Below are 22,598 nucleotides of genomic sequence, written 5' to 3'. Positions count from 1 at the left end.
GCGCGCTGGCACAGGTGGCGGGTGGCCGCCCCGCTCAGGTTCTCGTGCAGGGCATCGAGCCTGGCCAGCGCGGTGATGTCACCCTCGGTGTAGCGGCGCGTAAAGCCGTGCGCGGGCGCGTGGCGCTGCCCAAGCGGGGCGTGATCGCGGAATCGGGCGATCAATCGGCTCAGGTGCTGGCGTGAGTAGCCGCTGGTGGCCAGCAGGTAGCCGATGACCAGTCCCTTCTTGGCGCGTGAGAGTGAGTGGTAGCGAAAGCGCTGCAGCACCGACAGGACGTGCGCGTGGCGCTGCGCCTCGGTGCCGTCGGCGACCTGTGGATCGAGCCCAGCGGTGCCGGCCAGAAATTGTTCCAGGCTCTCCAGGCTGGTGAGCCGTTCGTCGTGCAAGGTCAAGATCATCTCCCGATGATCGACGACCCGCGGCCAAAGCTCCAGACTCATCTGATGTTGGAATCACCAGGCCCCCTTCAGACTCATCTGATGTTGGACAGGGCTCTGGTTTGTCTATCTAATGCTGTCCATGTACAATGGTAGGATTTTCGTTTGAGTTCATTGTCCGTACGGGCTCTGGGGGCGGCATGGCATGCCCGCATATAAAGCCCTGGCGGATCAGACGAAAATCCTTTCATTCATTCAATCAGGAACACCATCATGAAGACCTTTGTGGCCAAGCCGCATGAAGTCAAGCGTGACTGGTTTGTGATCGACGCCAAGGGCAAGGTCCTGGGTCGTGTGGCCAGCGAAGTCGCACGCCGCCTGCGTGGCAAGCACAAACCCGAATTCACGCCGCACGTGGACACGGGCGATTACATCGTCGTCATCAACGCCGCCGACATCGTCGTCACGGGCGCCAAGGCGCAGGACAAGCGCTACTACCGCCACTCCACCTATCCGGGCGGGATCACGGAAACCAACTTCCAGAAGATGCAGCAGCGCTTCCCCGGACGTGCCCTGCAAAAGGCCGTCAAGGGCATGCTGCCCAAGGGTCCTCTGGGCTACGCCATGGCGAAAAAGCTGAAGGTCTATGCCGGTGCCGAGCACCCGCATACCGCGCAGCAGCCGCAACCCCTGGACTTCTGAGGATAGGCCATCATGATCGGTAATTGGAATTACGGCACTGGCCGCCGCAAGACGTCTGTGGCGCGTGTGTTCCTGAAAAAGGGTTCGGGCAAGATCGTCGTCAACGGTCTCCCCGTCGATGAGTACTTTGCTCGCGAGACCGGCCGCATGATCGTGCGCCAGCCGCTGGAAGTCACCAACCACCTGGAATCGTTCGACTTTCACGTCAACGTCCACGGCGGCGGTGAGTCCGGCCAGGCCGGCGCCGTGCGTCACGGCATCACGCGTGCCCTGATCGACTACGACGAAACCCTGAAATCGTCGCTGAAGCAAGCGGGTCTGGTGACTCGTGACGCCCGCGAAGTCGAACGCAAGAAGGTCGGCTTCCACAAGGCCCGTCGCCGCAAGCAGTTCAGCAAGCGCTGATGCCGCATCCGGGTGGTACGCCACCCGTCGCGACACAAAAAACCCCGGCCTTCGTGAACCGACCCCCAGAAGTTGGACGGTCATGGATCAGGCGGCCAAGACCTGAGTCCGGTATTGCACCGGACTCAGGTCTTTTCGTTTGGTTCTGATGCGGTCGTGATTGTAGTCATGGGTGTACTGGCGGATGCCGGCCTGGAGTTGCTCAACACTCTCGAAGCGGCTCAGATAGAAGAATTCGGACTTTAGAGTGCCGAAGAAGCTTTCCAGGGCGGCATTGTCCAGACATCGCCGACAAGGGTCTGCAGGCCATCATTCTAGTTGCCGTGGGCCGCACGCGGGATTCTTGGGCTGCCGTTGCCACGCATGCCATAATCTAAGAAATCATCCGGCCGCGTCCTCGACGGCGGTCGATTGACGGACAGGACAGCAGACAGGATTTCACTGCATGAGCACCAAGACCACGACATCCATCAAGGCCGGCATCGTCGGCGGAACCGGTTACACGGGCGTGGAGCTGCTGCGTCTGCTGTCGCAGCACCCGGGTGTCCGGTTGCACGCCATCACCTCGCGCAAGGAATCGGGGATGCCGGTGGCCGATATGTTCCCCAACCTGCGCGGCCATGTGGATCTGTGCTTCCAGACGCCCGAGGAGGCCACGCTCGATCAGTGCGACGTGGTGTTCTTCGCCACCCCGCACGGCGTGGCCATGGAGCAGGCGCGCGGCCTGCTGGAGCACGATGTGCGGGTGATCGACCTGGCGGCCGATTTTCGTCTGCAGGACGTCGATACCTTCGCGCGGTGGTACAAGATGCCGCACAGCAGTCCCGACGTCCTCAAAACAGCCGTCTACGGCCTGCCCGAGCTGGATCGGGACCGCATCCGCCAGGCCCGGGTCGTGGGCAACCCCGGATGCTATCCGACCACGGTCCTGCTGGGCCTCGCGCCGGTGCTGCAGGCCTGCCGCCCGTTGATCGACACAGCGCATGTCATTGCCGATTCGAAATCAGGGGTGTCGGGGGCGGGCCGCAAGGCCCAGGTCAGCTCGCTGTTCTCCGAGGCGGCCGACAATTTCGCGGCCTATGGCGTGGCCGGGCACCGTCACCATCCGGAGATCTCCGAATGTCTCGCCCGCATCGCGGGCGGGCCCGTGGGGCTGACATTCGTGCCGCATCTGGTGCCCATGATCCGCGGCATGTTTTCCACCTTGTACCTGCGCATCCTGCCGGATGCCCTGGACACCGATTTCCAGGCGCTGTACGAGCAACGCTACGCGGACGAGCCGTTTGTCGACGTCATGCCTGCGGGCAGCTTGCCGCAGACTCGCTCGGTGCGCGCCTCGAACATGCTGCGCATCGCCGTGCACCGGCCCGCCGGGGGCGATACCCTGGTGGTGCTGGTCGTCCAGGACAACCTCGTCAAAGGGGCGGCGGGCCAGGCAGTGCAGAACATGAATCTGATGTTTGGCCTGCCGGAGACCACCGGCTTGCAGCATGTGGCGGTGCTGCCCTGACAGGAGATCCGCATGGCCCGATCCTCCTCTGCGCAAGGCGGCCTCAGTCACTGGCTGGTGCGCGGCCTCACCCGTCTCATGTTCCTCCTGGTGGTGTTTGCCGCCGGGGCGCTCGTCATGCATTTCGGCATGCATGCGGGCGAGCGCGCCGAGCTCCAGTCGCTGCGATCCCAGTTTGAGTCCCTGCGGGCCGACCTATCTCGTTCCCAGACGGACCTGGCGGCCCTGCGCGGTGCGGCCGAGGTTGAGGCCGGCACGCAGCGCGCGCTCCAGGACAAGAATGCCGAACTGCAGCAGGAACTGGGTCGTACCCGCGATCAGCTGGCTTTCTATGAGCAATTGATCCCGCCGGGGCCGGCTGGCACGGTGGCGGTCCGCGCCTTTGATCTCCGGGTCGAGGGGCAATTTTTGCGCTATCGGGTGCTGCTCACGCGCAACGCTGCGCCCCAGGCGGATGCCTTCAAAGGCCGCATGCGGTTTGTGGCCAGTGGCCGCTCCCAGGGCAAAGCCGTTAAAATCGAGCTGTCCCCGCCGGTATTCGAGGATGACGAGGCCGTCTCATCCGGGCCGTTGGCCGCGCCCGCATCGACCTCCCCGGACACGCCGCAGGGCGCAGATCCATTGGCCCTGGTCTTCGACCAGTTCCAGCGCAGCACGGGTATCTTGGAATTGGCGCCGGACGTCTCGATCGAATCGGTCCGCCTCGAGATCCTCGAAGGCGATACCGTCCGGGCCTTTCGGGACGCCGAACTGAAATAGCGTGACCTCCGGGTCCGCAGGAGTCTTGTCTTGAGCACCATCGAACACGCGGATCTCGACGTTCCGCCCGCTCCCCTGATCTTTACCGACGCGGCGGCCGCCAAGGTCCGCGAGTTGCTGATCGAGGAAAACAATCCCGGCCTGAAGCTCCGGGTCTTTGTCCAGGGCGGCGGCTGCTCGGGCTTCCAGTATGGTTTTACCTTCGACGAGGATGTGGCCGAGGACGACACCACCATCGAACGCGATGGTGTGCAGTTGCTGGTGGATCCGATGAGCTTCCAGTACCTGGTCGGTTCCGAGATCGACTACAAGGACGACCTGGAGGGCTCGCAGTTCGTCATCCGCAACCCCAACGCCAATACGACCTGCGGTTGCGGCTCCTCGTTCTCTCCCTGAGCCCGACGGCGCCGGATCAGGCTGAATGCATCAGGCCGGATAGAGACAGCCGGCGACGGTCGCGTGCCCGGCGCCGGTGACTGCGGGCAGACAGGCGGCGCGCCTCTGCAGGTGCGCCTGCGCCAGCCAGGCAAAGGCCAGGGCTTCGACATCCTGGGCGGGAACGCCGCAGGCATCCGTGGTCGTCAGATCGCAGGGCAGGGCCTGTCTCAGTGAACCCATGAACACCGGATTGCGGGCGCCACCGCCGCATGCCAGGACTTCCCGCGTGGCGGACGCATGCCGCCGGATCGCATCGGCGATCGTCTCCACCGACAGACGCAGCAAAGTGGCCTGGACATCGACGGGGTGCGGGCGGGTGGCGGCCGGCAGCGTGTCGATCCGTGCCTCCAGCCAGCTCAGGCTGAACAGGTCGCGCCCGGTCGATTTCGGAGGAGGCAGGTCGAACCAGGGCTCGGCTCGCAGCGCGGCCAGCAGGCTGTCGTGACAACGGCCTTGTGCCGCCCAGGCGCCGTCCTGGTCATAGGGTTGCCCCAGATGGCGCCGGGTCCAGGCATCCATCAGCATGTTGGCCGGTCCGGTGTCGAAACCCCTGACCGTGTCTTCCAGCACGGTCAGGTTGGCAATGCCGCCCAGGTTCAGGATCGCGCGGCCCTGACCCTGGCCGAAACGCGCCGCATGAAAGGCAGGGACCAGTGGCGCGCCCTGGCCGCCGGCGGCGACGTCGCGGCTGCGGAAATCCGCCACCACCGCGATGCGGGTGTGCTCGGCCAGTCGTGCCGGCGCGTTGATTTGCAGGGTATAGCCGGATTCGGGCGCGTGGCGCACGGTCTGTCCGTGAGCGCCGATGGCATGAATCTGGGTTGCGTCCAGACCGGCCTTGGCCAGCAGGTCGCGCACGACGTCCGCATAGCAGTCCGCCAGCGCATTGGCAGCCCGGGCGGCCCGGGCAAGTTCGTCGGGGCCGGGGGCGTTCAGGGCCAGCAATTCCTGGCGCAGCGATTCCGGCAGCGCCACCCCGGTGCTGGCCAGCACCTGGATGCGGTCGCCGGCCAGATCCGCCAGCACGCCGTCCACGCCGTCCGTGCTGGTGCCCGACATCAGGCCGATGTACCGTTCGGGCGCGTGGTCGGAGGCCATGCGATGGCGAGGCTTATTGCTGAGCGATCTCGATGCGGCTGTCCTGCAGCCGGGCCATCAGTTCGATCTGCGGCTGGTAGCGGTCCACCACGGCCTGGAAGGCCTTGCGGTCGGCGGGTTCCAGCGTGCGCGCCACCGGCAGGTCCACGGATAGTGGATCGACCGGCTGTTTGTTGATGCGGAATTCGTAATGCAGGTGCGGGCCGGTTGCCCAGCCGGTCGATCCCACATAGCCGATCAACTGGCCCTGCTGGATGCGGTCGCCTTTTTTGAGACCTTTGGCGAATCCACGCTGATGGGCATAGAGCGTGGTGTAGTCGCCGAAGTTCTTGATGATGATGACGTTGCCGTAGCCTCTCTGCCTGCCGATGAATTCAATCGTGCCGTCGGCCGTGGCGTGAATGGGCGTCCCGGAAGGCGCGGCGTAGTCCACGCCCTTGTGGCCGATCCATTTTTTGTGGATCGGGTGCATGCGCATGCCGAACCGGGAGCTGATGCGGGTGAACTTGATCGCGGTGCGCAGGAAGGCGCCCTTGAGGCTGGCGCCGGAGAAGTCATAGTAGCTGCCGTTGCCCTGGCCGTTCTCGAACCAGACGGCGCTGTAGGTTTTCCCGCGGTTGACGAATTCCAGCGCGCGGATGTCCCCGGTCCCGACTTCTTCACCGTTGTGCATGTAGGCGTCATAGACGATGCGGAAGCGATCGCCCTTGCGCAGGTCTTTGAGGAAGTCGATGTGGCTGCCCAGGATGTCGACCATTTCCATGGTGATGGCATCCGGGATCCGGGCCTCGTCGGCCGCGCCGAACAGCGAGCTGGTGATCTCGCCCTCGGCGATGCGGGTCTCGCGCACGGCGGCGGTGGTGCGCTCCTGGGCGGAGAAGCCGCCATCGACCGGCCGGACTTCGAGCCAGGCGGAATCGACCCCGGATTCGACATTGGTGCCGGGGGTGTGCGCGTAGCGCAGCCAGACCATCCGGCCCTGGCTGTCCAGGGCGGCCTGGACCGTGCGGCCCGGATAGAGCTTGTAGACCGAGCGCGCGTTCGGGTCGTGCGTCAGGAACGAGAGCAGGCCGTTTTCGTTGACCCCCAGGCGGTTCAGCACGTCGGACACGGTGTCGCCGGAGCGGATGCGGGTCGAGGCGATATAGGGGGCGGTGTCGTCGCCGGCCTGGCCGTCCAGGGGCGGCAGGTCGAGGGTCTGATGCGCCTGAAAGACGGGTTGCGGCGGCGCGGGAGGCTGGACGACCGCCAATGCGGCTGCGGTCAGGAACAGACCGCTGGCCGCAAACAGCAGGCTGCGGGTCAGGTGGAGGCGGTGCTTCGGCTGGTGGACCTCAGGCGTCATGGGTAAAACCAGTATGAAAATTCGGACTGCGTCTATCCTGGGCGGAAGGGGGGTCTGCTAATATGGGACCCCCATCGCCCGATTGGCGTCGAATGTGTTGTACAAAAGCTGCGATGGTGCGTATGCTAGCGCATACTTGACATTTTTTCGAGTATTTTTTCATTCTTTTCTGGTAAAAGCGTTTATCATGTCGTCCCCTGTCGACCCTGCCGACCCCCGGATTGCCGAAGATCTGCGTGTGGCCCAGCGGGGTTGTGACGAGTTGCTCGTCGTCTCCGAATTCGCCGCCAAACTGGCGCGCAGCCGCGCCAGCGGTACGCCTTTGCGCATCAAGCTGGGTCTGGATCCCACGGCGCCCGACATCCATCTGGGCCATACCGTGGTGCTCAATAAAATGCGCCAGTTGCAGGATCTCGGTCATACCGTGGTGTTCCTGATCGGCGACTTTACCGCCCTGATCGGCGATCCCAGTGGCCGCAACGCCACCCGGCCGCCGCTCACGCCCGAGCAGATCCGCGAGAACGCCAAGACCTATTACGCCCAGGCCAGCCTGGTGCTGGATCCCGACCGGACCGAAATCCGCTACAACTCGGAATGGTGTGATCCGCTGGGCACGCGCGGCCTGATCCAGCTGGCCTCGCGCTACACCGTGGCGCGGATGATGGAACGCGACGATTTCACCCGCCGATTCCGGGGCGGCGTGCCGATTTCCGTGCACGAGTTCCTGTACCCGCTGCTGCAGGGCTATGACTCGGTGGCCCTGAAGGCCGATCTGGAACTCGGCGGCACCGATCAGAAATTCAACCTGCTGGTGGGGCGCGAACTGCAAAAAGAATATGGTCAGGAGCCGCAATGCGTCCTGACGATGCCACTGCTCGAGGGCACCGACGGGGTCGAGAAGATGTCCAAATCCAAGGGCAACTACATTGGTATCACCGAGACGCCCGAGTCCATGTTCGGCAAGCTGATGTCGATCTCCGACACCCTGATGTGGCGTTACTTCGAACTGCTGTCGTTCCGTTCGCTGGATGACATCGGCGCCCTGCAGGCCGAAATCACGGCAGGTCGTAATCCGCGCGATGCCAAGGTTCTGCTGGCTCGCGAGATCGTCGACCGGTTCCATGGGGCCGGCGCCGGTGAGCGGGCGCTGGAACAGTTCAATGCCCGGTTCCGCGACGGCGCGATGCCCGAGGACATGGTCGAGGTCACCGCCGGGGCAGCTCCCATGGGCATTCTCAAGGTGTTGCGCGAGTCGGGCCTGGCCGCTTCGGCATCAGAGGCCCAGCGCAACGTCGAACAGGGCGGCGTCCGCATCGACGGGGACCGCGTCGAAGACAAGTCCCTGCTGCTGCCGGCAGGCACTTATGTGATGCAGGTCGGCAAGCGCAAGTTCGCCCGCGTCACCCTGACATGAGCCAGGGGTCTGCCGCATCGACAGGCCCCACTTACGGAGGACTCCATGAAACTGCACAGCGAATCCTTCCCTGACCAGGGAATCGTTCCCGAACGCAATGCCTTCGCGCGGATCGATCCGCAGACCCACGTCGCCCTGGCCGGCAACCGCAATCCCCATCTGGCCTGGGTGGACGTGCCCGAGGGCACCCGGTCCTTTGCGATCCTGTGTGTCGATCCGGATGCGCCGACGCAGCCCGACGACGTCAACCAGGAAGGCCGCGAGGTGCCGGCCGATCTGCCGCGCGCCGATTTCTATCATTGGGTGCTGGTCGACGTGGCGCCCGATACGCGCGCCATCGCCGAAGGCGACTACTCCAACGACATCACGCCGCGCGGCAAGGCCGGCCCCCTGGCGCTGGACGGCACGCGCCAGGGCCTGAACGACTACACCGGCTGGTTTGCCGCCGACCGCGACATGAACGGCGATTACTTTGGGTATGACGGCCCCTGCCCTCCCTGGAATGACGCGCTGGTCCACCGCTACGTCTTTACCGTGTATGCGCTGGACGTGGCCGAGCTGGGCGTCTCGGGCCGCTTCACCGGCGCGCAGGCCCTGGAGGCCATGCGGGGTCACGTGCTGGCCCAGGCCTCACTGACCGGCACGTACACCCTGAATCCCCGCCTGCACGCCCTGTAGGCGCTAGAATTCTCAGATTTCCCGACATTTCCGACCTTTTGCCTTCAGGACTCATCACCTTATGTTTGACCGTTCTCGCACACTCGATCAGGCCGACCCGGACATCTGGGCTGCCATCCAGCAGGAAAACACTCGCCAGGAACAGCACATCGAACTGATCGCCTCGGAAAACTACGCCAGCCCCGCCGTCATGCAGGCGCAGGGCACGCAGTTGACCAACAAGTACGCCGAAGGCTATCCCGGCAAGCGCTATTACGGCGGCTGCGAATACGTGGACGTGGTCGAGCAGCTGGCCATCGACCGCCTCAAGGCGATCTTCGGCGCGCAAGCCGCCAATGTGCAGCCGAACTCCGGCTCCCAGGCCAATCAAGGCGTGTACATGGCCGTGCTCAAGCCCGGCGACACCGTGCTGGGCATGAGCCTGGCCGAAGGCGGTCACCTGACGCACGGTTCGCCGGTGAATGCATCCGGCAAGCTCTACAACTTCCATTCCTACGGTCTGGATGCCAACGAGGTGCTGGATTACGACAAGCTCGAAGAACTCGCGCGCACTCACAAGCCCAAGCTGATCGTCGGCGGAGCCTCGGCCTATTCGCTGCATATCGACTTCGAGCGCATGGCACGCATCGCCCATGACAACGGCGCGCTGTTCATGGTGGACATTGCGCACTATGCGGGACTGGTCGCCGGTGGCGTCTACCCCAATCCGGTGCCGCATGCGGATTTCGTCACCTCGACCACGCACAAGTCCCTGCGCGGCCCGCGCGGCGGCGTGATCATGATGAAATCCGAATTCGAAAAGGCAATCAACTCCTCGATCTTCCCGGGCATTCAAGGCGGGCCGCTGATGCATGTCATCGCCGCCAAGGCCGTGGCCTTCCATGAGGCGCTGCAACCCGAATTCAAGGCCTATGCCGCCCAGGTGGCGGCCAATGCGCGCGTGCTGGCCGATACCCTGGTCAAGCGCGGCCTGCGCATCGTGTCGGGCCGGACCGAAAGCCATGTGATGCTGGTGGACCTGCGCGCCAAAGGCATCACCGGCAAGGCCGCCGAGGCTGTCCTGGGCCAGGCGCACATCACGGTCAACAAGAACGCCATCCCGAACGACCCGGAAAAGCCCTTCGTCACCAGCGGTATCCGTCTGGGCACGCCGGCCATGACCACGCGCGGCTTCAAGGAGGCCGAGGCCGAGCTCACCGGCAACCTGATCGCCGATGTGCTCGACAACCCCGATGACGCCGGGCACATCGCCAAGGTGCGCGCGAGGGTGAATGAACTGACCGCGTGTCTGCCGGTCTATCGCTAATCCAACCGGAACGGGCGCCTGAGGGCGCCCGCTGCGCAGATGAAGTGTCCATTCTGCAGTTGTGCCGATACGCAGGTTGTGGATTCCCGGGTCTCCGACGACGGCGACACGATCCGCCGCCGCCGTCGATGTACTGCCTGTGACCGCCGCTTCACGACCTATGAACGGGTCGATCTGATGATGCCCTACATCGTCAAGCGCAACGGGACCCGGGTGGATTTCGATCCCGCCAAACTGCATGGCAGCATGGCGCTGGCGCTGCGCAAGCGGCCGGTCAGCGCCACCGCCCTGGACGCCGCTGTCGCGCGCATCCAGGAACGGCTGATGACCAGCGGCCAGCGCGAGGTGCCGTCCGACCGTGTCGGAGAACTGGTCATGTCCGAATTGCATGAGCTCGATCCCGTGGCCTATGTGCGTTTCGCTTCGGTCTATCGCAGCTTCGAGGACTTGCGCGAATTCGTCCAGGCCATCGACGAATTCCGCCGCGCGGACGATGCCGATGAGCCGGCCTGATCGGCCTCTTTCATCGCCGGACCGCCTCCGGATGCCAGTCCCCTCACCGGAGGACGGCTCGCCGCAGGCGCTGCGAGAGGGCGCTGCCTTTTCCATAGAGGATCACCGCTGGATGCGACGCGCCCTGGCGGTGGCCGAGCAGGCGCTGTTCGTCAGCAACCCGAATCCCCGTGTCGGCTGCGTGCTGGTGCGCGATGGCCGCTGGCTGGCCGAGGGCAGCACGCGACAGGCGGGCGGGCATCATGCCGAGGCCCAGGCGCTGCACGAGGCCTCGCTCAAGCACACCGATGTGCGCGGCGCCACGGCCTACGTCACGCTGGAACCTTGCAGCCATACGGGCCGTACCCCGCCGTGCGCCGACGCCTTGATCGCGGCCGGCATCGGGCGGGTCGTGGTCGCGCTCCAGGACCCCAATCCCAAGGTGGCCGGTCGCGGGATCGAGCGGCTGAGGGCGGCCAGCATCCAGGTCGATGTCGGCCTGTTCGCCGAGGATGCCCTGGCGCAGAACCCCGGCTTTTGCGCCAGGATGACGCGCGGCACACCCTGGGTGTGGCTGAAATCCGCATCGTCCTTCGATGGCCGCACGGCGCTGCCGGACGGCCGTTCGCAGTGGATCACGGGAGCGACCGCCCGGGATGACGGTCATCACTGGCGGGCCCGGGCCTGCCTGGTGCTGACCGGTATCGGCACGGTGCAGGCCGACAATCCCGTGCTGAATGTGCGCGCCGTCGACACGCCCCGGCAGCCGGTCCGCGCCGTGCTGGACAGCCGGTTCGTGCTGGACGAGCAGGCCCGGATCATCAATGGCGATCCGGTCTGGGTTTTCACGACCCAGCCCGAAGCCGGCAAGATTTCCCGGTTGGCGGCGCGCAATGTGCGTGTCATCGCACTGCCCGCCGACGATCGTGGCGAGCTGTCTCTGGACGCTTTGATGCACTGGCTGGGCGATCACGAGATCAATGAGGTCCATGTCGAGGCCGGCGCGCGATTGCAGGGTGCGCTGATCCAGGCCGGGCTGGTCGATGAATGGGTCACCTATCTGGCCCCCAGTGTGCTGGGGGACGGCCCCGGTCTGGCGGCGCTGCCGGTTCCCCTTGCGGATCTGGATCAGGCCCGCCGCTACGCATTCCTGGATGTTTTGCCCTTGGAGGCCGACCTGCGGCTGCGCCTGCGGGATCCGGCGCATTGGCAGAGGCTGGTCCAGGCCTGTGGTTTGATGACATGACCCGCGCGACGTGCTTGCTCCGCCGCGTGGTTTGCAAGCCGCCTGGATGTGGCTGGCGCAGAGGCCGTCCGCCTGGACGGTCCCGTGTCCAGCCCACCCCGGCAATGAAAAAAGGATAGCCTCATGTTTACTGGAATCGTCGCGGCGGTGGGCCGTATCACGGAAGTCCGGCCCCTGGGCGACGGAGAGGACGCGGGTGTGCGGCTGTCCATTCAGGCGGGAGGCCTGCCGCTGGACTCGACCCGTCTGGGCGACTCGATCGCCATTCAGGGGGCCTGCATGACGGCCGTCGCCCTGCATGGGGACGTCTTCGAGGTCGATGTGTCGCGAGAAAGCCTGGATCGCACCTGCGGCCTGGATCGTCCGGGCGAGGTCAATCTGGAGCATGCTCTGCGGCTGGGCGACAGCCTGGACGGGCACCTGGTGTCCGGCCATGTCGATGGGGTGGGCCGGGTGACCTGCTTCGAGGCTGTGGGGGAATCCACCGAGCTGCGGCTCATCATCCCCGCGCATCTGTCAAAATATTTTGCCTACAAGGGTTCGGTCACGGTCAATGGCGTCAGCCTGACGGTCAATCGAGTGGACGACCAGGAAGAAGGCACGGAAATTTCCATCAACCTGATCCCGCACACAGTCCAGGTCACGACATTGCGCAACCTGGAGGTCGGCGCGCCGGTGAATCTGGAAATCGATCTGATCGCCCGCTACGTCGAACGGATGGTGGGCGGCATGGGGGCGGCGACGCCCAAGGGGCTGGGCGAGGCCTGATCGCGGGGTGCTCCTTTTGCCTCGGGGCGGCAGCTCAGGCATTGTTCTGTTAGAATAGCAGACTTCGTCTGTCGCCATGGTGCGTGGACGTGCAGGACAGGTGGCCGAGTGGTTGAAGGCGCACGCCTGGAAAGCGTGTATACGTGAATAGCGTATCGGGGGTTCGAATCCCCCCTTGTCCGCCAGGATTCAGGCCCCTGATTTCAGTTGAAATCAGGGGTTTTTTGTGGGTGCTCTGCAGCGCACCCCAGCTTGAGGTTGTGGGCTCCACCCCGTTATCCGGAGGTGGGCATTCATCCGACACGGGCATGGACTTCAGGCGGCGATCGGTTCCAGAGAGGACTGGAAATGACGCAGGATCGGGGGCTCCCAGGTGATGCGGTAACCTCGTGCGATCTCGTGCGCGCGCTGCTTGATCTCGATCAGCGCCTCGGCCACGACGTCCAGGTGGGCCTGGGTGTAGACCCGGCGTGGGATGGCCAGCCGCGTGAATTCAAAGGCCGATTGCAGTTGTTTGCCGGTATCCGGATCGTTGCCCAGCATGTACGAGCCGATGTCGCAGCTGCGGATGCCGGCCTCGCGATACAGCTCGATGGCCAGCACCTGGCCGGGGTATTCGGTGTAGGAGATGTGCGGCAGCAGCGCGGCCGCATCCACAAAAATGCCGTGTCCGCCGACAGGGGATTGGTAGGCAATGCCGGCATCGTCCAGCAGCCCCCCCAGATATTCCATCTGGCCGATGCGATAGCGTAGGTAGTTTTCGTCGATCCCTTCGCGCAGCCCGATGGCGAGCGCCTCCATGTCGCGGCCGCTGAGCCCGCCGTAGGTGTAGAAGCCCTCGTAGGAAATGCAGTGCGCCTTGATGCCCTGGATCAGATCCGAGGCGCCGTCGCGCACGCCGAGCAGCCCACCCATGTTGACGATCGCATCCTTCTTGGCCGACATGGTGAACATGTCTGCATGGCTGAACATTTCGTGCACGATCCGGGGGATCGGCGTGTTCTTGTATTCCGGCTCGTCGCGCTGGATGAAATAGGCATTCTCGGCATAGCGGGCGGCATCGATGCAGATCGGCACGCCGTATTTTCCGGCCAGCGACGAGACCTCGCGCAGGTTCTGCATCGAGACGGGTTGTCCGCCGGCCGAGTTGTTGGTGATCGTCATGACGATCAGGCCGACGCGCTTGGGACCGTATTCGCGCAGCAATTGCTCCAGGCGCGTGATATCCATGTTGCCTTTGAAGCTGGCACGGTCCGAAGGATGTTTGGCGGCTTCGACGACACAATCGATGCAGCGGGCGCCCGCCAGTTCCACGTGGGCGCGGGTCGTATCGAAGAACATGTTCGAAATGGCGACTTTGCCAGCGGACAGCAGCAGGGGGAACAGGACTTTTTCAGCGGCGCGGCCCTGGTGAACCGGCTGGATATAGCCGTAGCCAAAAATATCGTGCGCGGTGTTGATCAGTTTTTCGTAGCTGGCGGCGCCCGCGTAGGCTTCATCGCCGCGCATGATGCCCGCCCATTGTTCGATGCTCATGGCGCCTGTGCCGGAGTCGGTGAGCAGGTCGATATAGCAATCCTCGCCCTTGAGACCGAAAAGATTGTATTTGGCTTCGATGAGCCGGGATTCGCGTTCTTCGCGGGTCAGGATGCGCAGGGGCTCGACCGATTTGATGCGAAAGGGTTCGGGAAAATATTTGATCGCCATGAGAGGCCTCCAGAAGTGCGTGGACGGGAGGACACCCCGGTCGTCGCGCGGTTCCCTGATCGGTCACCGTGGACAGGCGGACAGTGTGATAGATAAAAATTTCTTGTCTGCAAAATTTTTGAGAAATTATTATCTTCATAGACCGAAATAACGGTTTATGAACTGAATTATGCTGAACATTTGAATTCTTTACAACAATAATTCAATACATCAGATATTTCTGATAATAAATTATCATAGGATTGATAAAATAGTCTTGATCTGAGTGGCTGTCGTGTTCAAAGTCATGGTGCGGCCTTGACAATTAAAGGAGGGGACATGCAAAAAGCCTGGTTGCAGAGCCATATCGCCTTGACTGGCTTTCTGGGCAAGGCCCTGGGGCCGGATTATGAGATTGCGCTCTACGATCTGAGCGTGACGCCTCCTGCGATCGTGGCGATCGCCAACGGGCATGTCACCCAGCGCACGCTCGGCTCGATGCTGCCACCGCGACTGGGGCAATGGCTCGATGGGACGCTGGAGGAGTCAAAGGAGGACGAATGGATTCAGGTCGCCGACATGACCGCGACAGGCAAGCTGCTGCGGACATCGTCGCGGGTCATCGCCGACGAGGCGCGGCGCCGGGTCGGCTTGCTGGTCATCAGTTTCGACGACAGCCGCTATCGCGATCTGAGTGAACGGATCCTGAGGCTGCGGCACCCGGATTCCTTCGTCGACAGTCATTTTGTGTCGCAGGCCCTGGAAGACGCGCATGCGGCCGGGGATGCGCTTGCCGCGCCGTCGCCGTCACGGCAAGGTCTGGCGATCGATATCCTGAGCCGGGCCAGGGCAGAGTTGAGTGAGCCGCCTGGCAAGTTGCGGCCACGCGAACGCCTGGCCTGGGTCAAGGCATTGGATGCGCAGGGCTTTTTTGGCATCAAGGGCGCTGTGAGCCTGCTGGCCGGGGAACTGAACTGCTCACCGGCGACGGTCTATCGCTATATTGGGACTTTGAGGGCTTCGGGATCGGGCCGCAGGGCCGACTCGTAAGCCTGGTGTCCTCAGTCCATGCCGGGTACGGTGTTCGAGAAGCCGCAGTCCACATGCAGGATCTCGCCAGTGATGCCCGACGCAAGGTCGGACAGCAGGAATGAGGCGGCATTGCCGACGTCTTCGATGGTGACGTTGCGGCCCAGGGGGGACTGGGATTCGACGTATTTCAGCATGTTGGAGAAGTCGCGGATGCCGCTGGCCGCCAGGGTCTTGATCGGGCCGGCGGAAATGCCGTTGGCGCGCAGCCCCTTGCGGCCCAGGGAGCGGGCCAGATAGCGCACGCTGGCTTCCAGGGAGGCTTTGGCCAGGCCCATCATGTTGTAGTTGGGAATGGCTTTTTCAGCGCCCAGGTAGGAAAGCGTCAGCACGGAGCCGTTGCGGCCTTCGAGCAGGGGCAGCGCGGCCTTGGCCAGGGCGGGGAAGCTGTAGGCGGAAATATCGTGCGCAACGCGGAAGTTCTCGCGCGTCATGCCGTCCAGGAAGTCGCCTTCCAGGGCGTCGCGCGGCGCAAAGCCGATGGAATGCACCAGACCGTCCAGGCCGTCCCAGTGTTCGCGCAAGGCATGGAAGGTGGCTTCGATCTGGGCGTCGTCGGCGACGTCGCAGGGAATGACGATGTTGCTGCCGAGTTCCTCGGCGAAGCCGCGTACGCGGCTTTCGAAGCGCTCGCCGACATAGGTCAGGGCCAGCTCGGCACCCTGGGCGCGGCAGGCGTGCGCGATCCCGTAGGCGATGGATCGATTCGAGAGTACGCCGGTGATCAGGATGCGTTTGCCGTTCAGAAAGCCCATGTGTGTGTCCTGTAAAAAACGAAGAGGGTCGAAGAAGAGAAAAGCCATCCACCTCGCAGTTTGCATGCCGTTCGGATTATCCACCTCACGGCTTGCATGCCGTTCGGATTCGTCCGGCATCACATAGTCCTCAAGGGACTATGTGATGTCCGGACTCATCCCCTGGCTTCTGTGCCGGGGACTCTCAGGCGTTGGCCGGTGGAGAGGGATGAGCCTTTCAGGTTGTTGAGCTTGCGCAGGGCGTCCACGGACGTGTTGTAGCGTCGGGCCAGAGAATACAGGGTGTCCCCTTGGCGGATGGTGTGGGTGCGGCTGATGACGGCGCGGGAGCGCAGGCTCGATGCGTTGAGCCGTGTGGCGTTCCGGGAAGCGGGCGTATCGGCCTTTCTGGCGCGAGGCGCTTTGTCCATCGATCGTGTGGCGGGCGTCTGGTAGGAGACCAGGACGATATCGCCCGCGGGGGTCGGCTGGGCGGGCACCAGCAGCGAGGCCGAGGTTGCGCGCGTCTGTTTCGATCCCAGATTGTTGGCCTCGCGCAGCTGGTCCAGCGAGATGCCGTACGTTTTGGCGATGCTGGCCAGGGACTGGCCCTTTTTCGGGTTGTAGACGCGCCAGGAGGACAGGCTGCCCGTGTAGGACCGCAGGTTCTTGTTGAAGACGCCGACCTTGTCCAGGGGCAGGTTCAGCGCAGTGTTGTGCGCGGCGAGAATGACGGGGCGGTTGTACGAGGGGTTGAGCGCCTGGAAGTCCTCCAGGGGCATTTCCGCCAGGGCGGCCGCCACGGCGACGTCCATGTCGCGTGATTTGGGCACGGTGGTGAAGTACGGCGTGTTGCTGACGCCGGGCAGGGTGATGCCGAATTTGTCCGGACGGGCGATGATGTTCTTGATGGCCTGGAGCTTGGGCACGTAGTTGCGGGTCTCCTCAGGCAGATCCAGCGCCGTGTAGCCGGTGGGCTTGCCGGCATCGGCGGCCTTGTCCATGGCGCGTCGCACCGCGCCTTCGCCCCAGTTGTAGGATGCCAGTGCCAGATACCAGTCGCCCTGGAAGTCATACAGGTAGGTCAGGTAGTCCAGCGCGGCCTGAGTGGAGGCGACCGGATCGCGCCGCTGATCATGCCACCAGTCCTGCTTCAGTTTGAAGTGCTGTCCGGTGCTGGGGATGAACTGCCAGAGCCCCGAGGCCTGGGACCGTGACAGGGCGTTGGGGTTGTAGGCGGATTCGACAAAGGGCAGCAGTGCCAGCTCGGTGGGCAGGCCGCGGCGGTTCAACTCATCGACGATGTAGTAGAGATATTTACCCGCGCGCTGGCTCATCAGCAGCACCGACTGGGGATGTGAGGCGTAGTAGTCCGTCCAGTAGTCGACCTGCTCGTTGCGCAGGTTGGGGATGGCGAAACCACGGCGGATGCGGTCCCACATGTCGCGGGGCGGATGGGTCAGATCGACGGTGCGCGAGGTGTCTTCTGCCACATAGGCCTGGCGCTGCTTGGTCGTCTGGTCGCGGGTGGCACAGCCAGCCAGCACCACCAGGATCATCAGCATGAGGAGTCGTGGTATTTTCATGGGCGGATCATTGGGGAATTCTGAGGCGCAAATTTCCCGATTTTACCCAAGGAATCACATGTTTGTGCAAGGGATTTCAGAAAGGGCTGAAATTGTTTCGGCCCGAACGTCATTCTATTTGAAGTCGTTTTTCCATTCGCGCAGACAGGCAAAGACCTCCTGGGGGGTGTCCAGGGACGTCCGGGCATATTGATGGGCCGCCGTGTGGATGGCGGGCTGCGCGGTGCGCAGGAACGGGTTGGTCTCCAGTTCCTGCCCGATCGTGGAAGGCACGGTCGGCAGATCTTGCGCGCGGAGCTGCGCGACAGCCTGCGCGCGCTGTTGCAGCACGGCATTGCCAGGTTCGACCTGCAGGGCCCAGCGGATGTTCGAGGTCGTGTATTCGTGAGCGCAGCACACCAGGGTCTCGGGTGGCATGCAGGCCAGCTTGTCCAATGAATCGAGCATCTGGGCGGGGGTGCCCTCGAACAGCCGCCCACAACCGGCGGCAAACAGGGTGTCGCCGCAGAAAACAGCGGGCCGGCCGGTGTCGAGCAGGCCGACATAGGCGATGTGGCCTGCCGTATGGCCGGGGATGTCCAGGACCTGAAACCGCAATCCGATCCCTGGCAGATTCACGTGGTCGCCTTCGGACAGGGGGACGTCGCAGACCGGGATTTTTTCGTGACGCGGGCCGTAGACGCGCGCCCCGGTTCGCTGTTGTAATGCACCCACCCCGCCGACATGGTCGCTGTGATGGTGCGTCACCAGGATGGCTTCCAGGGTCAGCCCGTCATGCAGCAGCGCCTCGACCGGACCGGGTTCGCCGGGGTCCACGACGATCGCGTGGCCGTTTTTCTGTACCATCCAGATGTAGTTGTCCGACAGAGATGGAATCGGCGTGAGGATGGCCTGCGTGGCCTGGGTGGGGATGGAAGGATTCATGGCAAGGGAGTCAGGGTGGCACCGCAGCACGAAATGCCGGTCGTATTGGCCGAATGGTTGGAAACCCCGGCGGGGCAGTACGTGCGCGCCTGGGAGCAGCGCCAGGTCGATGCGATGGTCAGCAATGCGTTTGGGTATCATGCCATACAAATAGGTCTGCCGCATTGGAACCTGCTGCAGGCGAACCGCATTCCCTATAAAGCATGGGCGCACAGTCCCAGCGAGTCTTTTGGCACGCGGGCGGGCCGCCTGATCTGCGAGCCCGAGCAGTTGCCTTTCGACAGTCAGAGCATCGATCTGATGGTCATGCCGCATACGCTGGAGTGGTGCGAGGATCCGCACCAGGCCCTGCGCGAGGTCGAACGCGTCCTGATGCCCGAGGGCCGGGTCGTGCTGACCGGATTCAATCCCTATAGTCTGTGGGGGCTGCGTGAATCCCTGCCGGGCCTGGACCTGCGCCTGCCGGTGCCGGTGCCGTCCCAGGTCTCGTCGGGACGCCTGAAAGACTGGTTCAAACTGCTGTCTTTCGAACTGGACCGGGGGCGCTTTGGCTGCTATGTGCCCTTGTGCGCCACCCAGACCTGGCTGCATCGCTGGCGATTCATGGAGCAGGCGGGCGACCGCTGGTGGCCGGCGGGGGGCGCTGTCTACGCGATCGCGGCGGTCAAGCGTGTGTCGAGCATCCGCCTGGTCGGCCCGGCCTGGCGGCAGAAGCGCCGAGGCCGTGTGCGCCGAGGCGCCGTGGCGCCCGTCGCCAATCGAATCAACGAGGATATGGATGGCTGAACCCAGAGTCGATGTCTGGACGGATGGCGCCTGCAAGGGCAATCCGGGTCCGGGAGGGTGGGGCGTGCTCCTGCGCCAGGGACCGCACGAAAAGTCCCTGCACGGCGGTGAGCCGGACACCACCAACAACCGCATGGAACTGATGGCCGTGATCCAGGCGCTGCGGGCGCTCAAGCGCCGTTGCGTCGTCACGGTGCATACGGATTCGTCTTATGTCCAGAAGGGCATGACCGAATGGCTGCCCAACTGGAAACGGCGCGACTGGCGCACGGCGGACAAGAAACCCGTGAAAAACGCCGATCTCTGGCAGATGCTGGATGAATTGGCGGGCGGCCATGAATTACACTGGAAGTGGGTCAAGGGGCATGCCGGCGATCCGGGCAATGAACGGGCAGATGCCCTGGCCAATCTCGGCGTCGAGGACCCGCAAGGCGTCCGTGCCGCCTGAACTCAGTATTGGGCTGGTCCGGACGGACTGGCAAGGAAACCCATGCGTCAAATCGTTCTGGATACAGAAACCACGGGCCTGGAGCCCGATCAGGGCCACCGGGTGGTGGAGCTGGCCTGCGTTGAAATCGTCAGTCGCCAGGTCACCAACCGTCATTTGCACCTGTATCTGAATCCGGATCGGGACAGCGATCCTGAGGCGCTGCAGGTGCACGGACTGACGACCGAATTCCTGTCCGGCCATCCGCGTTTCCCGGAAGTCGCCGGACAGTTGATGGATTTCGTGCGTGATGCCGAGGTCATCATCCACAACGCGGCCTTCGACGTGAAATTCCTGAATGCCGAGCTGAACCGCGCCAAGTTGCCGCCTTTCACCGAGATCTGCGGCAAGATCACCGATTCGCTGCTGGTGGCGCGCGAAATGTTCCCCGGCAAGCGCAACAACCTGGATGCGCTGTGCGAGCGGTTCGGCATTTCCAATGCTCACCGCAAGCTGCATGGCGCCTTGCTGGACTCCGAATTGCTCGGCGAGGTCTGGCTGGCCATGACGCGTGGTCAGGATTCCCTGCTGGACGAGCCGTCTGACGATACGGCCCATGCGCCAGGCGCCGGGGGGCGCGCAGTTCAGGGGGGCTTCGATGCCGCCCATTTGCCGATCATTCAGGTGGATGCGCAGGCAATGCAGGCGCATGAGGCCTATCTCGATGGTCTCGACAAGGCTGCCGGCAAGCCCTGCTTGTGGCGCCGGATCGACACCCCCGCCGAGGTCGACGCGCCGGCGCAGTGAGCCGGGCGGGATAGGCCGGAACGGGTTCTGCGAGACTGCCGAAAACCATGTACAATCGCAATCTTTCCAGTCGGCTGGCCCCGCGCGCTGCACAGTGCCTGAACAGCCCGATTGGGCGGTTAGCTCAGTGGTAGAGCACTGCCTTCACACGGCAGGGGTCACTGGTTCGAACCCAGTACCGCCCACCAGAATTTAAGAGCCATATCAAGCATTTAGCTGATATGGCTCTTGTTCGTTATGCATGTCGATTTAGGGTAAATCCCCCTATTCAGTGTCCCAAGAGTGTCCCAGCATTCGTTGACAGCAGCGGGCGGCCACTCTAGACTCTTATGCATGGGTGAGCGCACACGGCGGACCTGCCAGACACCCTCGTAAACGCTGTGTGCCACGATGCGGCAGGTGAGATGCAAGTGAACGAGAGATAGCTTCATCAAGAGAGAACGCGCGCTCGGCGTATGTCCGCCAGGTTGAAGATGATGGTGCATCAGCGCGATTGCAATCATCATTCAGGCCCAAGCAAAAAACGCACCGTGAGGTGTGGTAACACAAACTTCAAGTGAGTCTGGTAGCACCATGAGCTTGAAGTGCCACATCAATAGCATCGGCTCTCACAAGCGCGTTCTGCTTGTGAGGTGCTCTTATGCATCAGAGTCTCGTGGCCAGTTCGGAAGGCCTGCCCAAAATCCTTTTCATTGAACAGCTGTCTGCCCTGATCGGCAAAACGGCTACGACCATCCGTACTTGTGCAACCAATCAGAAGTATGCACATCTGATCCCAACACCGTTCAAGATGCCGCACAGCCGCCGTCTGTGCTGGTATGAGCATGAAGTTTTGGCCTGGATCGACTCCTACCGGCCTTCCGCTACGCCGCCAAAGCGGCGGCCTCGTGGAAGGCCGCGCAAGGTGGAGCAATTGGCGCAGCAGCGCTATGAGGAGCAACAGCGAGCCGGGGTGTAAGTTATGGGCGCCGTTGCAATACGCGGAGGCTCCCGTGATTCTTTTGCTTGGCTTGAGCAAATGGCAGCGGAATCGGTGGCAAATATCGAGCGGCAAGCAGCTGAAACACCTCAGCAGATGTTCCTGCCGGGTATGCATGAGTTCATGCGTGCAATGCCCAATCACCTAGCCCGGTCGAGTCTGTTTGTTCCAATAGGGAAGGGTAATCTGCATGATGGCAGTATTTTGGTGAGCCGTCCTGGTGCTGAAATTCGGTTCAAAGGCAAGCAACTGGACGAAGCTCAGGCTGATGTCTGGATGCAGTGCATGAAGGAAGCCCAGCGCCAACCGCTGGGGACCCCGGTGGTCATTAATCGCTCCGCATTCTTGCGGGAAATTGGCCGGAAAAAATCAGGACAAGCCTACAAGTGGTTGCATAGCACCATGCAAGACTTGGCCTTCGCCATGCTGGTGATCAAGGTCACCAGCATGGACGGCCAGCCTAAGTTGTCTATAGGCAATACCAGGGCGCTACACATGATTGCAGGCTTTGACTATGACGAGGAAGCGGAAGCCTACACGTTTACCATAGACCCCCGATGGCCCATCATGTACGAAAATCGCGAATTTGCTCTGATCGATTGGGGCAAGCGAATGAAGTTTGGCCGCAATCAACACATGGCCAAAACTTTACAGCGGCTGCTGGCTACGTCCAACGAACCAATACAGCGGTACGCTTTGGATTGGCTCAAGGCCAAAATGGGATACACCAGTCCAATGCGGAAGTTCCGTGATGCTCTGAGTGTCGCCTGCGTTGAACTGAAGCGGCTTGGACCAGCCCCCTGAAACACCGGACACAGTCACCCACTTAAAATAGCAAGTAGGCATACGACTGTGTTTATGACCAACAGCAAGCAGGAAGTGATGGAATTACTGACCCAGCCGGAGCGTCGGCGGCGCTGGTCGGTGGAACAGAAGCTGGCCATGGTGCGCGAGAGCAACGAGCCTGGTCAGACGGTTTCAATGGTGGCGCGCCGCCATGGTGTGAACCCGAACCAGCTGTTTCACTGGCGCAAACTGT

Annotated in this window: 24 protein-coding genes, 2 tRNA genes and 2 pseudogenes; 20 read left to right on the top strand and 8 right to left on the bottom strand. The window is 63.0% G+C overall.

Features of this window, described 5'->3' with window-relative positions:
- A pseudogene (locus ACK5JE_RS12375) lies at window positions 1-395 on the bottom strand (integrase); the annotation flags it as partial.
- A 258-nt stretch (window positions 396-653) separates the two neighbouring features.
- Here ACK5JE_RS12375 and rplM point away from each other — a divergent pair.
- The gene (gene rplM / locus ACK5JE_RS12370; RefSeq protein WP_043685031.1) at window positions 654-1,082 is read left to right on the top strand and encodes a 50S ribosomal protein L13; all 429 of its coding nucleotides are present in this window, start codon (window positions 654-656) and stop codon (window positions 1,080-1,082) included.
- 12 nt (window positions 1,083-1,094) lie between these two features.
- Complete coding sequence (gene rpsI, locus ACK5JE_RS12365; protein WP_416802004.1) at window positions 1,095-1,487, top strand: 30S ribosomal protein S9; 393 nt, start codon at window positions 1,095-1,097, stop codon at window positions 1,485-1,487.
- Between the two features lie 87 nt (window positions 1,488-1,574).
- Here rpsI and ACK5JE_RS12360 read toward each other — a convergent pair.
- Window positions 1,575-1,772 (bottom strand): annotated as a pseudogene (locus ACK5JE_RS12360) (IS3 family transposase); the annotation flags it as partial.
- A 160-nt stretch (window positions 1,773-1,932) separates the two neighbouring features.
- Here ACK5JE_RS12360 and argC point away from each other — a divergent pair.
- The 3 genes from argC to erpA are packed head-to-tail and all read left to right on the top strand — an operon-like array spanning window position 1,933 to window position 4,152.
- Window positions 1,933-2,997: an N-acetyl-gamma-glutamyl-phosphate reductase gene (gene argC / locus ACK5JE_RS12355; RefSeq protein ID WP_416802003.1), complete on the top strand. Its 1,065-nt coding sequence runs from the start codon at window positions 1,933-1,935 to the stop codon at window positions 2,995-2,997.
- 12 nt (window positions 2,998-3,009) lie between these two features.
- The gene (locus tag ACK5JE_RS12350) at window positions 3,010-3,756 is read left to right on the top strand and encodes a DUF6776 family protein (protein ID WP_416802002.1); all 747 of its coding nucleotides are present in this window, start codon (window positions 3,010-3,012) and stop codon (window positions 3,754-3,756) included.
- A gap of 30 nt (window positions 3,757-3,786) precedes the next feature.
- The gene (gene erpA, locus ACK5JE_RS12345) at window positions 3,787-4,152 is read left to right on the top strand and encodes an iron-sulfur cluster insertion protein ErpA (protein ID WP_416802001.1); all 366 of its coding nucleotides are present in this window, start codon (window positions 3,787-3,789) and stop codon (window positions 4,150-4,152) included.
- A gap of 30 nt (window positions 4,153-4,182) precedes the next feature.
- On the opposite strand, the gene ACK5JE_RS12340 is transcribed toward erpA, so the two are convergent.
- A complete protein-coding gene (locus ACK5JE_RS12340) occupies window positions 4,183-5,292 on the bottom strand; it encodes an anhydro-N-acetylmuramic acid kinase (RefSeq protein ID WP_416802000.1) in 1,110 nt (369 codons plus the stop codon).
- Window positions 5,293-5,305: 13 nt separating this feature from the next.
- Complete coding sequence (locus ACK5JE_RS12335; RefSeq protein ID WP_416801999.1) at window positions 5,306-6,637, bottom strand: peptidoglycan DD-metalloendopeptidase family protein; 1,332 nt, start codon at window positions 6,635-6,637, stop codon at window positions 5,306-5,308.
- A 187-nt stretch (window positions 6,638-6,824) separates the two neighbouring features.
- On the opposite strand from ACK5JE_RS12335, the gene tyrS reads away from it, so the two are divergent.
- The 7 genes from tyrS (at window position 6,825) to ACK5JE_RS12300 (ending at window position 12,726) form a co-directional block, all read left to right on the top strand.
- Window positions 6,825-8,051: a tyrosine--tRNA ligase gene (tyrS, locus tag ACK5JE_RS12330; RefSeq protein ID WP_416801998.1), complete on the top strand. Its 1,227-nt coding sequence runs from the start codon at window positions 6,825-6,827 to the stop codon at window positions 8,049-8,051.
- A gap of 45 nt (window positions 8,052-8,096) precedes the next feature.
- A complete protein-coding gene (locus ACK5JE_RS12325) occupies window positions 8,097-8,729 on the top strand; it encodes a YbhB/YbcL family Raf kinase inhibitor-like protein (protein WP_416801997.1) in 633 nt (210 codons plus the stop codon).
- A gap of 61 nt (window positions 8,730-8,790) precedes the next feature.
- Window positions 8,791-10,035, top strand: coding sequence for a serine hydroxymethyltransferase (gene glyA / locus ACK5JE_RS12320; RefSeq protein WP_416801996.1), 1,245 nt, complete (start codon window positions 8,791-8,793; stop codon window positions 10,033-10,035).
- Between the two features lie 39 nt (window positions 10,036-10,074).
- Complete coding sequence (nrdR, locus tag ACK5JE_RS12315; protein WP_416801995.1) at window positions 10,075-10,548, top strand: transcriptional regulator NrdR; 474 nt, start codon at window positions 10,075-10,077, stop codon at window positions 10,546-10,548.
- Window positions 10,549-10,642: 94 nt separating this feature from the next.
- Window positions 10,643-11,773, top strand: coding sequence for a bifunctional diaminohydroxyphosphoribosylaminopyrimidine deaminase/5-amino-6-(5-phosphoribosylamino)uracil reductase RibD (gene ribD, locus ACK5JE_RS12310; RefSeq protein WP_416802007.1), 1,131 nt, complete (start codon window positions 10,643-10,645; stop codon window positions 11,771-11,773).
- A 123-nt stretch (window positions 11,774-11,896) separates the two neighbouring features.
- Window positions 11,897-12,541 carry a riboflavin synthase gene (locus tag ACK5JE_RS12305; protein WP_416801994.1) on the top strand — a complete coding sequence of 215 codons (645 nt, stop codon included), beginning with the start codon at window positions 11,897-11,899 and terminating at the stop codon, window positions 12,539-12,541.
- 94 nt (window positions 12,542-12,635) lie between these two features.
- Window positions 12,636-12,726: transfer RNA gene (locus ACK5JE_RS12300), tRNA-Ser, on the top strand.
- A gap of 130 nt (window positions 12,727-12,856) precedes the next feature.
- Here the strand turns inward: ACK5JE_RS12300 and ACK5JE_RS12295 are convergent.
- Entirely contained in the window at window positions 12,857-14,248 is a 1,392-nt protein-coding gene (locus ACK5JE_RS12295; RefSeq protein WP_416801993.1) for a tryptophanase, read from the bottom strand.
- A 318-nt stretch (window positions 14,249-14,566) separates the two neighbouring features.
- On the opposite strand from ACK5JE_RS12295, the gene ACK5JE_RS12290 reads away from it, so the two are divergent.
- The gene (locus ACK5JE_RS12290) at window positions 14,567-15,277 is read left to right on the top strand and encodes a helix-turn-helix transcriptional regulator (RefSeq protein WP_416801992.1); all 711 of its coding nucleotides are present in this window, start codon (window positions 14,567-14,569) and stop codon (window positions 15,275-15,277) included.
- An 11-nt stretch (window positions 15,278-15,288) separates the two neighbouring features.
- Here ACK5JE_RS12290 and fabI read toward each other — a convergent pair whose 3' ends face one another.
- The 3 genes from fabI to gloB form a co-directional block, all read right to left on the bottom strand.
- Entirely contained in the window at window positions 15,289-16,071 is a 783-nt protein-coding gene (gene fabI, locus ACK5JE_RS12285; protein ID WP_416801991.1) for an enoyl-ACP reductase FabI, read from the bottom strand.
- Between the two features lie 155 nt (window positions 16,072-16,226).
- The gene (locus ACK5JE_RS12280; protein WP_416801990.1) at window positions 16,227-17,636 is read right to left on the bottom strand and encodes a transglycosylase SLT domain-containing protein; all 1,410 of its coding nucleotides are present in this window, start codon (window positions 17,634-17,636) and stop codon (window positions 16,227-16,229) included.
- 114 nt (window positions 17,637-17,750) lie between these two features.
- Entirely contained in the window at window positions 17,751-18,548 is a 798-nt protein-coding gene (gene gloB, locus ACK5JE_RS12275; protein WP_416802006.1) for a hydroxyacylglutathione hydrolase, read from the bottom strand.
- Between the two features lie 27 nt (window positions 18,549-18,575).
- On the opposite strand from gloB, the gene ACK5JE_RS12270 reads away from it, so the two are divergent.
- The 7 genes from ACK5JE_RS12270 to ACK5JE_RS12240 all read left to right on the top strand — a co-directional run.
- On the top strand, window positions 18,576-19,346 hold the full coding sequence (locus ACK5JE_RS12270; protein ID WP_416801989.1) for a class I SAM-dependent methyltransferase: 771 nt from the start codon (window positions 18,576-18,578) through the stop codon (window positions 19,344-19,346).
- Window positions 19,339-19,794, top strand: a complete 456-nt coding sequence (gene rnhA / locus ACK5JE_RS12265) for a ribonuclease HI (RefSeq protein WP_416801988.1) — start codon at window positions 19,339-19,341, stop codon at window positions 19,792-19,794. The genes ACK5JE_RS12270 and rnhA overlap by 8 nt, the downstream gene beginning before the upstream one ends.
- Before the next feature lie 42 nt (window positions 19,795-19,836).
- On the top strand, window positions 19,837-20,580 hold the full coding sequence (dnaQ, locus tag ACK5JE_RS12260; RefSeq protein WP_416801987.1) for a DNA polymerase III subunit epsilon: 744 nt from the start codon (window positions 19,837-19,839) through the stop codon (window positions 20,578-20,580).
- A 113-nt stretch (window positions 20,581-20,693) separates the two neighbouring features.
- A tRNA-Val gene (locus tag ACK5JE_RS12255) sits at window positions 20,694-20,768 on the top strand.
- 467 nt (window positions 20,769-21,235) lie between these two features.
- Window positions 21,236-21,538: a helix-turn-helix transcriptional regulator gene (locus ACK5JE_RS12250; RefSeq protein WP_416801986.1), complete on the top strand. Its 303-nt coding sequence runs from the start codon at window positions 21,236-21,238 to the stop codon at window positions 21,536-21,538.
- Window positions 21,539-21,598: 60 nt separating this feature from the next.
- Window positions 21,599-22,363 carry a plasmid replication initiator TrfA gene (gene trfA / locus ACK5JE_RS12245; RefSeq protein ID WP_416801985.1) on the top strand — a complete coding sequence of 255 codons (765 nt, stop codon included), beginning with the start codon at window positions 21,599-21,601 and terminating at the stop codon, window positions 22,361-22,363.
- A 78-nt stretch (window positions 22,364-22,441) separates the two neighbouring features.
- Window positions 22,442-22,598 (top strand): transposase (locus ACK5JE_RS12240; RefSeq protein ID WP_416802005.1); only part of this gene is annotated, 157 nt, incomplete at its 3' end.

The sequence above is a fragment of the Castellaniella sp. genome (assembly GCF_047971665.1).
Classification (GTDB): domain Bacteria; phylum Pseudomonadota; class Gammaproteobacteria; order Burkholderiales; family Burkholderiaceae_B; genus Castellaniella.
Note: the sequence above shows the minus strand (reverse complement) of the source record. Positions and strands in the feature narration are given on the sequence as shown.

What these genes read in the sequence shown, in the direction of transcription:
- rplM (WP_043685031.1), top strand. Translation starts at nt 654, where the DNA reads ATGAAGACCTTTGTGGCCAAGCCGCATGAAGTCAAGCGTGACTGGTTT.
- rpsI (WP_416802004.1), top strand. Translation starts at nt 1,095, where the DNA reads ATGATCGGTAATTGGAATTACGGCACTGGCCGCCGCAAGACGTCTGTG.
- argC (WP_416802003.1), top strand. Translation starts at nt 1,933, where the DNA reads ATGAGCACCAAGACCACGACATCCATCAAGGCCGGCATCGTCGGCGGA.
- ACK5JE_RS12350 (WP_416802002.1), top strand. Translation starts at nt 3,010, where the DNA reads ATGGCCCGATCCTCCTCTGCGCAAGGCGGCCTCAGTCACTGGCTGGTG.
- ACK5JE_RS12340 (WP_416802000.1), bottom strand. Translation starts at nt 5,292, where the DNA reads ATGGCCTCCGACCACGCGCCCGAACGGTACATCGGCCTGATGTCGGGC.
- ACK5JE_RS12335 (WP_416801999.1), bottom strand. Translation starts at nt 6,637, where the DNA reads ATGACGCCTGAGGTCCACCAGCCGAAGCACCGCCTCCACCTGACCCGC.
- tyrS (WP_416801998.1), top strand. Translation starts at nt 6,825, where the DNA reads ATGTCGTCCCCTGTCGACCCTGCCGACCCCCGGATTGCCGAAGATCTG.
- ACK5JE_RS12325 (WP_416801997.1), top strand. Translation starts at nt 8,097, where the DNA reads ATGAAACTGCACAGCGAATCCTTCCCTGACCAGGGAATCGTTCCCGAA.
- glyA (WP_416801996.1), top strand. Translation starts at nt 8,791, where the DNA reads ATGTTTGACCGTTCTCGCACACTCGATCAGGCCGACCCGGACATCTGG.
- nrdR (WP_416801995.1), top strand. Translation starts at nt 10,075, where the DNA reads ATGAAGTGTCCATTCTGCAGTTGTGCCGATACGCAGGTTGTGGATTCC.
- ACK5JE_RS12305 (WP_416801994.1), top strand. Translation starts at nt 11,897, where the DNA reads ATGTTTACTGGAATCGTCGCGGCGGTGGGCCGTATCACGGAAGTCCGG.
- ACK5JE_RS12295 (WP_416801993.1), bottom strand. Translation starts at nt 14,248, where the DNA reads ATGGCGATCAAATATTTTCCCGAACCCTTTCGCATCAAATCGGTCGAG.
- ACK5JE_RS12290 (WP_416801992.1), top strand. Translation starts at nt 14,567, where the DNA reads ATGCAAAAAGCCTGGTTGCAGAGCCATATCGCCTTGACTGGCTTTCTG.
- fabI (WP_416801991.1), bottom strand. Translation starts at nt 16,071, where the DNA reads ATGGGCTTTCTGAACGGCAAACGCATCCTGATCACCGGCGTACTCTCG.
- ACK5JE_RS12280 (WP_416801990.1), bottom strand. Translation starts at nt 17,636, where the DNA reads ATGAAAATACCACGACTCCTCATGCTGATGATCCTGGTGGTGCTGGCT.
- rnhA (WP_416801988.1), top strand. Translation starts at nt 19,339, where the DNA reads ATGGCTGAACCCAGAGTCGATGTCTGGACGGATGGCGCCTGCAAGGGC.
- dnaQ (WP_416801987.1), top strand. Translation starts at nt 19,837, where the DNA reads ATGCGTCAAATCGTTCTGGATACAGAAACCACGGGCCTGGAGCCCGAT.
- trfA (WP_416801985.1), top strand. Translation starts at nt 21,599, where the DNA reads ATGGCAGCGGAATCGGTGGCAAATATCGAGCGGCAAGCAGCTGAAACA.